This window comes from Streptomyces erythrochromogenes, assembly GCF_040684695.1.
GTDB classification, from domain to species: Bacteria; Actinomycetota; Actinomycetes; order Streptomycetales; family Streptomycetaceae; genus Streptomyces; species Streptomyces erythrochromogenes_C.
The window spans coordinates 264,107-277,195 of sequence record NZ_JBFBGM010000001.1 but is presented as its reverse complement, the minus strand read 5'-3'; the positions used below and the strand labels follow the sequence as shown (position 1 = coordinate 277,195).

Here is a 13,089-nt window from a genome sequence, read left to right as displayed (position 1 = left end):
TGGCGGGGGTGGACTGCCAGATTTGCAAGCCAGGCGCTGAACAGGGCCCGACGGGTGCCCCCGCTCTCCGTGGCGGCCGGTGGGCCGCGATCAAACTGTCAGTGGCTGTCTCTAGGGTCAGCCCATGAGAAATGACCTGGTCCAGGAATCATGGGACCGCATCGATGCTTGGCTGCGTGAGCACGCGCCTCGCACCTTCGCCACGTTGAGGCCGCCCGCCGGGCATGAGGAGATCGCCGCAGCGGAGGAGGTTCTGGGCGTCGCCTTTCCTCCCGACCTGGTCGCGTCGTTGCTTCGGCACAACGGGGCTCTGGACGGGGCGGACGCGTTCTGTTTCAGCACGCACGACCGGCTGCTAGGAGTCGGCGAGATCGTCGAGGACACGCAGTGGATGCGCGACATCGCCGCGGACCTGGACGAGGAGAACGCCGAGTCCTACTGGATCGACGGCTACCTGAAGTTCGGTTCCTACGGGGTGACATCTGACGGTCTGACGGTCGATTGCCGCCGTGGGCAGGGCTCCTACGGTGCCATCGGGCGGTTCTTCGACGAGACCGGCACCGACTTCGGACGGGCCGACTCGCTGGGTATGTATCTGGAAGAGCTGGCCGACCAGCTGGAGAGCGGCCAGGTCGGGGGTGCCGTCACGTTCAACGGCCGACTGTTCTGGGAGTGGGCCGTGCTTCCAGGCCCGGACTGGGGCAGTGCCGACGACCCCCTTCCGGGGCCGGATGAGCAGTTGCCGGAGCTGGACCTGTCCTGCAGCCCCACCGATGTCCTCCACGTCGGAGCCCTGGATGGGCTGGAGGAGCTTGGGGCGCTCCTCGCGGTCCTGCCACGTGAGCAGGTGGCCGAAGCCGCACGCAAGCAGCTGCGTAGAGTGGCCGTCGAAACGGGCCTGGACAAGTACCCGGAGATCAAGACGGTCCTGGACGCGCTGGAACGGGGCGAAGCCCCGCCACCTCCAGAACAAACCGGCCCGCTCGCACTGCGCCTGCGCACGGTGATCGTTCAGGCGGATACTCGCCGGGACTCTCCTCGCCGGTGGGCCGCGGAGAAGATGGTGTACGGGATCTGGGGCTCGCCCTACAGGTCCGTGTGCGAGAGCGCGAGCATCCGCGGCCGCCTCGCTGTCGACTGGCGTATGGATCTGCACGCGGACCTGGGCAACCCGCCACTGCCACCGATACCTGACGATCGCTTCTGGGGGACCCTGCGCAACCCCGCCATCGACTCCAGCTGGCACGCAGCTCAATACGCCCAAGACCAGGGCTGACCCCAGAGAGTTGGGGTTACCCATGAGCGCGTGGCTCTGTCGCTCCACAGCAGGAATACGACTAGTGCGGCAACGGGAAGCCCCAGACATGCATAGAAGACGCTCAAGCCGTCACGCCCCCGAGGTAGATCAACAAGTGTGATGAGTCCGCTGTGGCCCGAGGTACGCGCCAAGGATGCCCCGCTGGGGCGTCCGGATGCTGCCGGGGCCGGTGATGGAAAATCCCGATGGGAAGAGCCACAGGGCACGGCGGTGGACGGCAGCACGGTGTTCAGGAGGCCTCCACGAAGGCTCGGAACCGTCTCCCTGGGCTGGAGTACGGGCGTGTACAGCTGGCTGATCGGCTCAATGCGGGTCGGTCGTGGTGGACTCGATGCGGGCCGTGTCGACGTCGTGTCGCCAGGAGCGACAACCAGCGTCCAGGCGGACCTCAGGGCGGGGTTGGGGGTCCAGACGCGGGATCCGATTGTGCTCCGTCCACGGCGCCGACCTCACCCCCCGCCGCGTCGGCCACCGCTTCCCCCTCCGCGACCGGCTCGACGGCAGCCGCCCCGGCCACCGGATCCACCGACGACATCCCGATGGACACCGGCGCCGACCTGGACACCGACAACGAACCCCTGGCCCAAACCGGCACGCCCGACCGCACCCCGATCATCCTCGCCCTCGGCAGCGCCCTGATCGCCGGCGGCATCGTCCTCGGCCGCAAGAAGGCGACGAAGCGCCGCGCGACCGACCGGAGGGGCTGATCACTCCATGACGGTTTCCGCTGCCGGGCGGTGAGACTGCTCGGCAGCGGGAGACTGCAAATCGTTCGATCGACCGGCCACGGCATCTCCGATCACGAGTTCCAGTGAACCTCCCCTCATCGCGCCGACAAGAGAAAGCCCCTGGTCACTGTCCGCCAGACCATGGCGGTCGGGTGCAGTCGCAGGCTGAGGGTGCCACCGTACCTCCATGCGATGGAGGTACGGCGGCGCGCACATCGCCAACTGCGAAGGCGCAAGAGTTCGTGAATCGAAAGAGGCGGCCGTGCGGCGCCGACCCGCTACTCCCCGCACCCGCGGCGATGGTCCCTCGCCAAGCTGGTCGGGTCTCCACGAGCACCGGCTTCCAGGTCCGCCTCCCGGTCGAGACCTGACCAGCGAGGCTGTTGTCACCTGTCCACAAGGGACTGGAACGCGCCCACGCACGCACCCCAGTGACGGATGGCAGCCCTTGGCTGCTCCGCCGACAAGGTCTCAGGCCCCGACGCCGCAATGACAGATCCCGCCGACCGCTACGGACACTGGGACTGGGTGCGGCCCGCGAGCAAATCTAACTACTCGTCAGTAAAGTCAGCAAAAGGTCAACATTCGTCTGAGCAGAGCTGATTACAGCCTGCTACAGATGAGACTCGACCACCGGTACCAGCGGCTGTCTGACCATGCCCGGACGCTTCTCTTCCATCAGGAGAAGCGGAGGGCTGGGGTGCGATTCCCGCCCCAGCCCCCATCCACATAAAGCAGCAGGTCAACGCACCCTACCCCTGGCCTTCAGGTGCGTCGACGGGAGTTCGGGAGCCGGAATCGGAGGGCCGTCGTAGCCCTTGACCTCGCCGTAGCGGGTGCCGTTCGTCCAGTCCTCGCGGAACTGGGCGATCTCCTCGTGGGACCGGCCGATCCAGTTCCAGAACATCACGATCTCCTCCTCGAACGGTTCGCCGCCCAGGAGCATCAGGCCCGCGTCCGAGGCCGCGCGCAGGGGGAGTTCCGTGCGGCCGCAGCCGAGGTAGAGCATCGAGCCCGGGAGGACCGGGACGCCGTCGACGTGGGCTTCGCCGGACATCGACAGGACCGCGTACTCGAAGTCCGGGTCGAGGGGGAGCCGGGTCTCGGTGCCGGCCGCCAGGGTCAGGTCCGCGCCCACGATCGGGGTGTACGCCGTGCCGGGCGAGGTCGCCGTGTCCAGGGTGCCGAGGATGACCGTCGCCGTCAGCCCCGGGGCCGTGACCGTCGGCAGGTCCGCGTGGTGCTGGAAGTGCGGTTCGACGTTGCGGTGGGCGTCCGGCAGGGCCACCCACAGCTGGGCGCCGTGCAGGAGGCGCGCGTGCGGCCGCGGGCTCTCCTCGGAGTGGCTGATGCCGCGGCCCGAGGTCATCAGGCCCAGCTCGCGCGGGCGGATCGTCTCCAGGCTGCCGACGCTGTCGCGGTGCAGCACCTCTCCCTCGTGGAGCCAGCTGACCGTCTGGAGCCCGGAGTGCGGATGCGGCGCGACCTGCATGCCGGGCTCGTCGGCGATGTCGTCCGGACCGTAGTGGTCGACGAAGCACCAGGCGCCCACCATGCGGCGCCCCAGGTTCGGCAGGAGTCGGCGGACCTCGGTGGACTCCCCGAGCTTGACCGTGCGCGGGCTGAGGAGCTCGCGCACCGGTTCGGCCACGACGAAGCCGCGGCCGCCGCAGGCGGAGAGAGCGGGCTGGCGATCGAGATTGCTCATGGGCACAACCTAGCCCCGAGGGGGCGGCGGTGTTGAGTGGAATGTTCCGGCTGCCAGGCGTGTTGGAGGCAGCGGACGAACCACCTGAACGGCGGAAGGGACGCGATGAACGCGCCGACGGAGTACTACGGGCACGGGACGGCAGCCGAGCGCTGGGCGCGCGCCCAGCTCTTCTTCGAGGCGCGGGAGTACGCGACGGCCGCCCGCATCCTGGAGCCGCTGACCGGCGAGGCCCCCGAGCAGCTCGCTCCGCGGCTGCTGCTAGCCCGCGCCTACTACCACTCCGCCCAGCTCACCCGCGCCGAGCGCGAGCTGCGCGCGGTGCTGGAGCGCTGGCCCGTGGAGGACTACGCCCAGCTCATGCTCGGTCGCACCCTGGAGCGCCTGGGCCGGCCGGCCGAGGCGCGCCCCTACCTGCGGATGGCCGCCGCGATGGCGGGCGAGTTCCCCGAGTAGCGGCCCGTACGAAGGACGGCCCGGCCCGTGCGTGCGGGGCCGGGCGGCCTCCTCGGTTAGCCTGGGGGCACGATGAACCGTCTGACCACGCCTTTCGGCTCCTACGAGCTCACCCGCTTCCCCGAGGACCCGCGCGACCGGCTCCGCGCCTGGGACGCCGCCGACGAGTACCTGCTGCGCCACCTCGACTCCGGTACGGGGGAACGCGGTCCGGTGGACCTGGCCGGCGCCGGGCAGATCACCATCCTCGGTGACCGCTGGGGAGCGCTGACGACGGCACTGGCCGCGTTCCGTCCGACGCAGATCACCGACTCCTACCTCTCCCGGGCCGGTACCGCGGCGAACCTGGACCGGGCCGGCATCGGCACCGCCAAGTCCACGGTGCGGCTCCTGACCACGCAGGACCCGCCGCCCGAGCGGATCGACGTACTCCTCGTACGGGTGCCCAAGAGCCTGGCGCTGCTGGAGGACCAGCTGTACCGGCTGGCGCCGCACGTGCACGCGGGCACCGTCGTCGTGGGCACGGGCATGGTCAAGGAGATCCACACCTCCACGCTGAACCTCTTCGAGAAGATCCTCGGCCCGACCAGGACCTCGCTCGCCGAGAAGAAGGCCCGGCTGATCTTCTGCACGCCCGGTGCGACCGCGACGCGGGGCGACGACCCGTGGCCGGTGACGTACAAGCTGGACCAGGAGGCGGGCTCGGGCGCCGGGCTGACGGCCGTCAACCACGCCGGGATCTTCTGCGCGGACCGGCTCGACATCGGCACGCGCTTCTTCCTGCAGAGCATCCCGACCAACACCGACGGCGCCCGGGTCGTGGACCTGGGCTGCGGCAACGGCATCGTCGGTACCGCCGTCGCCGTCGCGGACCCGCGCGCGGAGGTCGTCTTCACCGACGAGTCGTACCAGGCCGTCGCCTCGGCGAAGGCCACGTTCCGCGCCAACGTGCACCGCGAGCGCGAGCGGGCCGACTTCCTCGTGGGCGACGGCGTCGCCATGCTGGACCCCGGTTCGGTCGACCTGATCCTGTGCAACCCGCCCTTCCACTCCCACCAGGCCACGACGGACGCGACGGCGCTGCGCATGTTCGCCCAGTCGCGCAAGGCGCTGCGGACGCGCGGCGAGCTGTGGGTCGTCGCCAACCGGCACATGGGCTACCACACCCACCTGCGCCGGCTCTTCGGCAACAGCGAAGTCGTCGCGAGCGAGCCGAAGTTCGTGGTCCTGCGAGCGGTCAAGGAGGACCGCCCGCGCAGCACGCGCCCCATGTGACCTGCCGGTACGTCCGGTACGTCCTACACTCTGGCGCGTGAGCAGCCAGGTGGGGGACGGAAGCGGTGACGGGGCGGCCATCGGCGGGCGCTACCGCCGGGAGGACGTGGCCCGGGCGGCCGGGGTCAAGGTGCGCAACCTGCGCTACTACCAGGAGCGCGGGCTGCTCCCGCCGCCGCGCCGGGAGGGCCGGATCGCCTGGTACTCCGACGACCACCTGACCCGGCTGCGCCTGATCAGCGACCTGCTGGGGCGCGGCTACACGGTCAACGGCATCGCGGAGCTGCTGAACGCCTGGGAAGAGGGCGGCGGCCTGTCGCAACTGCTGGGCCTGGAGCGGGAGATGACCCGCGACTGGGTGCAGGAGGAGCCGGTGGTGATGACCCGGGCCGAGCTGCGCGAGCTGTTCGGACCGACGGCCACCGCCGAGGACACCCGGCGGGCCGCGGAGCTCGGCTACGTCACGGTCGACGGGGACCTGGTCACCTACCCGAGCCGGCGGCTGCTGGAGGCGACGCTGGCGCTGGTGCGGCAGGGGGTGCCGCTGGCGGAGATCCTGGACGCCGGGGAGTTCGTCCAGGCACAGGCGGCCGCGCTCGCGGACCGGTTCGTCGGACTGTTCCGGCGGCATGTGATCGGCAAGGAGGGGCTGGAGCTGCTTTCGGCCACCCAGCTCCAGCACATCACGGCGGCGGTGACGGCCCTGCGTCCGGTGGCGGGCGAGGTCGTGGCCACCGAGTTCGCCCGGGCGATGGCCCGCCGGGTGGACGCGGAGGTCGCCGAACTGCTGCGTACGGAGCAGTAGGAGTCGGCTCAAAGGGTGCGCTCGCACAACCTTGCCAACCACCATTGGCACTCTTACATTCAACTCGTCGGTAACAACGGTGCACAGCCGAAATAAGGGACGCTCCCATGACCGGTTCCCCCCATTTATCCGACGATCACAGCGACTCCGGCCGCGTCCGCTGGCGCCGGTTCGCCGTCCTGACCGTCCCCGCCGTCGCGGTGACCGCCGGCCTCGGCATCGCCCTCGCCCAGGGCGCGCTGGCCGCCTCGTTCGCCGTGTCGGGACAGCAGTTCAAGGTGTCGGCGAGCAGCCTGGAGGGCGAGGGCTTCGCCCAGTACGGCGGCGTCGACGTCAACGCCCGCGAGGAGCTCATCCCGGTGGCCGTCACCGCCATCCGGGAGGCCAGGCTCAGCAACCTCTGCCAGTCCGTGGTCACCACGCTCCCGGTGATCGGGGACATCTCGCTCAACCTCACCGCGGGCAAGAAGACCCCGGTGGAGGCGAGCAACCTGTTCGTCGACGCGACCCAGCTCTCCGGCGACGCCGTCTTCAGCAACATCGAGATCGGGCGCGACGCCTCCACCCTCGACAAGGGGCCGGCCGACGCGCAGGGCATGCAGGACCTCTTCGCCCAGCAGGCCGACACCGTCCGCATCACCGGTCTCCAGCAGACGGCGTGGGCGACGAACGCCGGCACCTTCAAGCTCTCCGGCCTCAGTATGAACGTCAGCAAGGGCAAGAAGGAATGCTTCTGAGCCGCCGTCAGCGGTGGCGCCGGTGGCGGCGCAGCAGGCCCTTCTGGGGCGGGCTGTTCGCGATCCTGGCCGGGGCGTGGATCTGCGTCCTCCCGCTGGCGCCGTTGAAGGTGATGCTCCAGCAGGGCGTGGCGGGGATCCCGTCCGTCCTGATGGGCATCGTGATGGTCGCGCTCGGCCTCACCGCCTGGTTCTCACCGTCCCAGCGCGCTCTCGCGGGTGTCCTCACCACCCTGATCGCCACTGCCGCGCTGGTCCTGTCGAACCTGGGCGGGTTCCTGATCGGCACCCTCCTCGGCATCGTCGGCGGCGGCCTGATGTTCGCATGGCAGCCGTACGCCGCCCAGCGCGCCGGGGGCGCGGCGCCGGGCCCGGATCCGGCCCCGCCCCGGGACGCGTCCCCTCCCCCCACCCCGCACTCCGATCCCCAAGGAGCACAGCCATGAGCCGCACGCGCACCGCGCTCGCCCTCGGGACGGCCGCCGCCGGAGCCATAGCGCTCGCCTCGGTCACCGCCTCCGCCGCTCCCGCGCCCGTGGCCGGGTCGACCACCGTCACCCCGGCAGGCCACGACTTCAAGGCCGTCCTCAGCGGGAAGGCCACCCTCAAGGCCGGTTCGGTGACGGTGACCTGCACGGTCTCCGTCTCCACCGGAACGGTGCCGGCCGCCCCCGGCAACAGCAACCCGGCCGGGCCGGTGTCCTCGCCGATCTCGCCGCCGACGTACAGCTCCTGCACCTCCAGCATGCCGGGGGTGACCCCGACGGTCACCACCAGCGGTGCGTGGGCGGTGTCCATGCAGGACGGCGCCCCGATCACCGCCACCATGACCGTCCCGACCGGCGGGCTCGTCCTCAAGACGACCGGGCTCGCCTCCTGTACGGTCACGGCCGCGCCCACGGCCCCGGCGAACGTCGCTGGCACCTGGGCCAACGGCAGTCCGTCCAGCCTGACCTTCACCAACGCCTCCGTACCGGTCAAGGTCACCGGCGGGTTCGGCTGCCCGACGAGCGCGACCGCGTCCATTTTCAACGCGGTCTACAAGGTCTCCGACGTCACCGACCCGGCGCAGAACATCACCGTCGGCCCCTGATCGGCCCCTGATCGGCCGCGGTACGAGGGCGGGCCCGTCCGGCTCCGGTTCCGTCCGGAGGCGGGCGGGCCCGACCGCCGTCCGGCGGGCCGCCCGCCCGGGCCCGCCCGGCGGCCGACCGGACGGGCCTCCCGGGCGGGCCTCCCGGGCGGGAAATTGCGTTGCCGCGCCGTGCGGGCCGCGAGAGGGTCGACGGCATGTCACAGAGCACCCAACCCCCGCAGCAGTCCGCCGCGCGCCCGGCCCACCGGGACGTGTCCGACCTGTTCTCGGGCGGCCGCCTCATCGCGATCCCGCGCAGGGCCGCCCGCCGGGAGCAACTGCTCGTCCACCTGGCCGAGACCCTCTTCTCGGTGGAACGCACCTACACGGAGCCCGAGGTGAACGACGCGCTGCGCACCGTGCACGAGGACTGCTCGGCGCTGCGGCGCTACCTGATCACCGCGGGTCTGCTGACGCGGACCCGCGACGGCCGCAGCTACCGGCGGTCCACGACCACCCTGTAGTGGGTCGTCAGCCGCCCGTCGTCACCCAGTACGTGGAAAGCGACGGCCGGGGGCTCGTCGAGGTGCACGTGCTCGGAGGATCCCGTGCGCCCCTCCCACGGCAGCCGGAGGGTGGACACGACCCCGGGCGCCACCAGGAGCGGCCGGCCGGCGAAGGTGGTGGCGGCCGCGGTGTGGGCGTGCCCGCACAGGAAGGCCGTCAGGTGCGGGTGCCGCCCGGCGAGCGCGGCGAGCCGCTCCTCGCCGAACTGGCGGATCTCGTCGACGTACGGGGTGTGCAGTTCGAGCGGCGGGTGGTGGAAGGCCACCAGGACCGGAGTGTCCCGAGGGGTGTCGGCCAGTACGCCCTCCAGCCAGGCGAGCGTCGACTCCTCCAGGAAGCCGTGGTGCGCGCCGGGGACGGAGGAGTCGCACACGGCGAGCACGAAGCCTTCGCCGCGCAGCACCTGGTCGACGGGCAGCGCGGACCCCGTCTCCTCCCCCAGCAGCCCGCGGCGGAAAGCGCCGCGCTCGTCGTGGTTGCCGGGACAGACGACCAGGGGGTGGCGCGAGCGGAGCAGCTTGGCGGCTTCCTCGTACTCCGCGTCCTCCCCGCGGTCGGCTATGTCCCCGCTCACGAGTACGGCGTCCAGGTCGTGGGGCAGGCCGTCGAGGTACTCCATGACGGCGCGGGTGCGGTCGGCGGCGCGCCGGTCACCGTCGAGGTGGACGTCGCTGAGGTGGGCGATCACGATCACGTGCGGTGTCTCCTGAATCCCTGGTCGGGAGATGCGGTCGACACGTCCAACGGGGCGCACGGGCCGCTCCGTTCCCCGCGCGGCCGACCGCCCCGCCCGGCTCGTCCGCCCCGTCCGCCCTGTCCACCCCGTCGCGCGGCCTCAGCCGGTGGTGCGGCGCGGCCGGGTGCGACGCACCAGCACCCAGCCGGCCGCCGTGAGCACGAGCGCGCCGCCGGCGAGGGAGGCCACGGCCGTCCCGGTGGAGGCGAGGGCGCCGCCGGCGGGGGTGGCACCCGTACCGCCGCCGACCGTGGCGCCGGACGCTCCTCCGGCCGAGCCTCCGGCCGAACCGCCTGACGAAGCGCCTGACGAACCGGTCCCGCCGGCGGTGGCCGCCGTACCGTCCGTGCCGGTCGAGGCCGCCGGGCCGCCGGAGCCGCCCGTCGTGCCGCCGGCCGTACCGCCGGTGGTGGGCGCGGTACCGCCGCCGCCCGTCGTGGTGTCCGCGGCGGTCACGGTGAGCGTGGCCGGGGCCGTCCGGCTCACGCCCGCGTCGTTTGCGAACTCGGCCCGGTAGCGGCGGCCGTTGTCGGCGGCCGCGGCCGTGAAGGAGTACGTGGCGGAGGTGGCGCCCGGCACGGCCCGCCAGGTCCGGCCCGCGTCCGTGCTGACCTGCCAGACGACGGTGGGCGCCGGGGTCCCCTCGGCCTGCGCGGTCAGGGAGACCTCGGCCCCGGCGGCGACGGTCCGGTCCTCGGGGCCGCGGGTGATCCTGGGGGACGTGGATCGCTCCAGCCGGGTGATCCGGCCGGCGGCCGGGTCCGACACGAAGAGGGTGGCGCCGCCGGGCTGGACGGCGACGGCCGCGCTGCCCGACTGGGCGTGGTTGCCCGGGAGTACGACGGGCCCGGCGGCCTCCCCCAGGTCCCGGGTGCGGTGGACCGTGAGCGCGCCGTCGCCGTCGCTGCCCGGCTGGGAGGTGTCCCCCGTGTCCTGCCACACCACGAAGGCCTCGTGGGTGGCGGCGTCGAACCCGGCCGCGCGGGGCATGTCCGTCCCGGCGCCACCCTTGACGGTGCCGCCCTTGACGGTGCCGATCGGCTTGCCGGCCGCGTCGTGGACCACGACGGAGGTGTCCAGTCCGACCCAGACGGCGCCGGTCTCGGGGTCGACCTCGGTGAAGCCCGCCGAGCTTTCTCCCGCCGGGAGTTCGACGGTCGCGGCGACGGTGAAGGAGGCGAGGTCCACGCGGTACATCCGGCGGTTGCCGAAGTCGGTGAACCACACCGTGCCGCGCGCCCGGTCGTGGGCGAACCGCTCGCCGCCCTCCAGGGTGAGGGTGCGCCTGACGGCCGCGGTGGCGATGTCGACCTCCGACAGCACGGAGCCCTGCGCCACCAGCACCGTCGAGGAGGTGGGTCCGGGGGCGGCGTCGGTGACGGTTCCGCCGGCCACCCATGCCCCCGCCGCGGCGGCGTCCCCGTCCTTGGCCGTGCCGATGCCGCGCAGCGGATAGACGAAGACGGCCCCGTCACCGGGCAGGGGCGCGACGAGCTGCCGCACGGCCCGCCGGCCGAGCGTGCCCGTCGGCCCCGGGGCCTGGCCGACCGTACTGCGGACCTTGCCGTCGGCGGGTTCCAGGACGTGCAGACCGCTCTCGTTGGCCTCCGCGGTCTCGGGCAGGTCGTCCGAACCGACGTACAGCTTCTTCGAGTCGGGGTGCAGGAGCAGGTCGCGGGCCCGGCCGGCGGTCGTGAACTGCGCGGTCGCCCGGTACACGACGGTGCCCGGCGGCACGTCGCCCCCCTCACCCCCGGCCGCCGAGACGGGGCTGCCGGCGGCGGCCGAGGCGAGGATCAGCGCGAGCGCCGCGGAGGCGGTGCAGGCGCGGCCGGGGGTGAGGGGGTGTCGGGGTGTCATGGCTTCCTCGTCGACAGGCGGACCGGGTACGGCGGAACGGGGCTCTGAATCCCGTTAGTTGAAGGTCACCGGGACGTGGACGTCGTACTTGCGGTTCGAGGAGTTGAAGTGGTCGGCACGCGTGACGATGGCGCACTCGACCGTCTCGCCGCAGATCTGGCCGCCGCCCAGGTCGGCCTTGACGTGGATGGTGACGCTGAAGGTGCCGCCCGGACCGTACTTGGAGGTGTTGGCGAGGGTGCCGCCGAAAATGTTGTTGATCCAGTGCGAGGCCCCGGTGGTGCCGGACTGGTCCGAACCGCCGAGACAGGGGGTGGGCTTGGCCGCGCCCTGCGCGCCGTTCACGGCGCAGAGGCCCACGTATATGCCCTTGCCGGTGTTGAAACCGCTGCCGGTGACGGTGACGTTCTGCCCGGCCGCGGCGGCCGAAGAGGGCGCCGTGACACTGAGGTTGTAGGTGGCCGAGCCGTCGGTGACCGTACGCGTCGAGGTGGCGGCCGAGGCGGAGCCAGCCGCGCCGACGGCGAGCGCGACGGCGGCGGAGGCGGCGACGGCCGCGCGGGCGGCGATTCGGGGCAGGGAGGCGGCGGAGGCAGCACGCATCACGGGAACACCTTTCGGGTGCGAGAATCAGCGGAATTGAGGTAAGGCTAACCTAATCTCGATCAAGCGTGTACGGCTGATTCACGCCACGTGACGGCCCGTCGGAACGGGTCACGCGCAGCCCGAACGGCCTTTTCCCGAGCGGCCCTTCCCGGAACGGCCCTTTCCTGAGCGGCCCTCTCGGCGGCGGCCCACCCGATGCGGACGGGCGCCCCTCCGGCAGCGCCGGGTCATCCCGAACGGGCCCGCGATCGCCCCACGAGACCGAAAACCGCGCCCCGGAGAACCCGGGGCGCGGTACGGACTTCACCAGGGCGCGGTACACCGACCCGAAAGAGACGACCTAGGTGTGTTGTCCGGGCAGGTTGGTGACGCGGCTGGTGGGTGTTTGGCCTGCGATGCCGGTGTGGGGTCGGTGGTAGTTGTACCAGTGCAGCCAGTCGGTGAAGCCATCGGTGTCGCCCAGGATCTCTCCGCCCACCTGGGATCGTCACTGCCCCAGGGATAGACGAACATGTCGGGCCGGATGCTCCATGCGTTGAGCACGGTGGCCAGCTCAGACTCGTCCAAGGCGTCAGCACACCTGATGACGGCTGCGCCGATGTCGTAGTCAAAGCCCTCAATGCGCTCGCGGTCGCACTCCCCATGCTCAAGCCGGAAGCTACGGCCAAGGAGGAGTTCCTCACCGAAGGGTGGCGGCAAGTCCGTGAGAACGTCGGACCGCACTGGTGGTCCACCATGCGCCTGGCCGGCCGCGTCGCGCTCCACCGCAGCGCGACGCACCGGGCCCGCGGCACCGAACCGGCAGTCCGCGACGTACTGAGGGCCCTGCCGATCCCGCGCACCTGCCTGCTGCCTGCCGCCGACGGGCCACTCGCCGGTGCGGGGGAACTCGTCGAGGCGGGCGTCGAGCTGGTGCCGGTCCCGGACTGCGGGCACAACATCATGCTGGACAACCTGGACGCGTTCGCCGAGGCGACCGCCCATGCCCTGCGCCCGGCCGCGCCGACGGGCGCCGGCCCGAACGGCGCCACCGGCGGTGCGTAACACGACTCAGTACCCTTGCCGGGGCCGGCAGGTGCGGGCACGGTGTTCGTATGGCTTCTGCGCGACGAGCCGGGTTGCCAGCGTCGCGAGCCCCCGGAGGAGCTCGGCCGCGACGGCCAGGACGGTGGTGGCCACATCCGACACCGCGAGCCGTAGCCGCCGTCACAGGGCAAG

The 13,089-nt window shown here is 71.8% G+C and carries 13 protein-coding genes and 2 pseudogenes; 10 read left to right on the top strand and 5 right to left on the bottom strand.

The window, feature by feature from the left end:
• The first annotated feature begins 124 nt into the window (after nt 1-124).
• Nucleotides 125-1,276: an SMI1/KNR4 family protein gene (locus AB0O53_RS01175; RefSeq protein ID WP_365192553.1), complete on the top strand. Its 1,152-nt coding sequence runs from the start codon at nt 125-127 to the stop codon at nt 1,274-1,276.
• Between the two features lie 581 nt (nt 1,277-1,857).
• A complete protein-coding gene (locus AB0O53_RS01170; RefSeq protein ID WP_365192551.1) occupies nt 1,858-2,025 on the top strand; it encodes an LPXTG cell wall anchor domain-containing protein in 168 nt (55 codons plus the stop codon).
• A 763-nt stretch (nt 2,026-2,788) separates the two neighbouring features.
• Here the strand turns inward: AB0O53_RS01170 and AB0O53_RS01165 are convergent.
• Nucleotides 2,789-3,754, bottom strand: a complete 966-nt coding sequence (locus tag AB0O53_RS01165) for a pirin family protein (protein WP_365192549.1) — start codon at nt 3,752-3,754, stop codon at nt 2,789-2,791.
• Nucleotides 3,755-3,859: 105 nt separating this feature from the next.
• On the opposite strand from AB0O53_RS01165, the gene AB0O53_RS01160 reads away from it, so the two are divergent.
• The 7 genes from AB0O53_RS01160 (at nt 3,860) to AB0O53_RS01130 (ending at nt 8,626) form a co-directional block, all read left to right on the top strand.
• Nucleotides 3,860-4,210 (top strand): tetratricopeptide repeat protein, encoded by a 351-nt coding sequence (locus tag AB0O53_RS01160; protein WP_350988484.1) that lies wholly within the window; start codon nt 3,860-3,862, stop codon nt 4,208-4,210.
• Nucleotides 4,211-4,282: 72 nt separating this feature from the next.
• The gene (locus AB0O53_RS01155; RefSeq protein WP_350988482.1) at nt 4,283-5,485 is read left to right on the top strand and encodes a methyltransferase; all 1,203 of its coding nucleotides are present in this window, start codon (nt 4,283-4,285) and stop codon (nt 5,483-5,485) included.
• Between the two features lie 37 nt (nt 5,486-5,522).
• On the top strand, nt 5,523-6,290 hold the full coding sequence (locus tag AB0O53_RS01150; RefSeq protein ID WP_350988481.1) for a MerR family transcriptional regulator: 768 nt from the start codon (nt 5,523-5,525) through the stop codon (nt 6,288-6,290).
• 107 nt (nt 6,291-6,397) lie between these two features.
• Complete coding sequence (locus AB0O53_RS01145; RefSeq protein WP_350988479.1) at nt 6,398-7,027, top strand: DUF6230 family protein; 630 nt, start codon at nt 6,398-6,400, stop codon at nt 7,025-7,027.
• Nucleotides 7,018-7,473 (top strand): DUF6114 domain-containing protein, encoded by a 456-nt coding sequence (locus AB0O53_RS01140; protein ID WP_365192546.1) that lies wholly within the window; start codon nt 7,018-7,020, stop codon nt 7,471-7,473. The genes AB0O53_RS01145 and AB0O53_RS01140 overlap by 10 nt, the downstream gene beginning before the upstream one ends.
• Nucleotides 7,470-8,120 carry a hypothetical protein gene (locus tag AB0O53_RS01135; RefSeq protein WP_350988477.1) on the top strand — a complete coding sequence of 217 codons (651 nt, stop codon included), beginning with the start codon at nt 7,470-7,472 and terminating at the stop codon, nt 8,118-8,120. The genes AB0O53_RS01140 and AB0O53_RS01135 overlap by 4 nt, the downstream gene beginning before the upstream one ends.
• Nucleotides 8,121-8,317: 197 nt before the next feature.
• Nucleotides 8,318-8,626 carry a DUF2087 domain-containing protein gene (locus AB0O53_RS01130; RefSeq protein ID WP_350988475.1) on the top strand — a complete coding sequence of 103 codons (309 nt, stop codon included), beginning with the start codon at nt 8,318-8,320 and terminating at the stop codon, nt 8,624-8,626.
• On the opposite strand, the gene AB0O53_RS01125 is transcribed toward AB0O53_RS01130, so the two are convergent.
• The 4 genes and pseudogenes from AB0O53_RS01125 to AB0O53_RS01110 form a co-directional block, all read right to left on the bottom strand.
• Nucleotides 8,599-9,363, bottom strand: a complete 765-nt coding sequence (locus AB0O53_RS01125) for a metallophosphoesterase (RefSeq protein ID WP_365192544.1) — start codon at nt 9,361-9,363, stop codon at nt 8,599-8,601. The two genes, AB0O53_RS01130 and AB0O53_RS01125, sit on opposite strands and share 28 nt — an antisense overlap.
• A 141-nt stretch (nt 9,364-9,504) precedes the next feature.
• A complete protein-coding gene (locus tag AB0O53_RS01120; RefSeq protein ID WP_350988471.1) occupies nt 9,505-11,265 on the bottom strand; it encodes an immunoglobulin domain-containing protein in 1,761 nt (586 codons plus the stop codon).
• Between the two features lie 54 nt (nt 11,266-11,319).
• Nucleotides 11,320-11,868, bottom strand: coding sequence for a hypothetical protein (locus AB0O53_RS01115; RefSeq protein WP_365192542.1), 549 nt, complete (start codon nt 11,866-11,868; stop codon nt 11,320-11,322).
• Between the two features lie 343 nt (nt 11,869-12,211).
• Nucleotides 12,212-12,322 (bottom strand): annotated as a pseudogene (locus AB0O53_RS01110) (IS481 family transposase); the annotation flags it as partial.
• A 206-nt stretch (nt 12,323-12,528) separates the two neighbouring features.
• On the opposite strand from AB0O53_RS01110, the pseudogene AB0O53_RS01105 reads away from it, so the two are divergent.
• Nucleotides 12,529-12,915: pseudogene (locus tag AB0O53_RS01105) on the top strand (alpha/beta fold hydrolase); the annotation flags it as partial.
• Nucleotides 12,916-13,089: the final 174 nt, after the last annotated feature.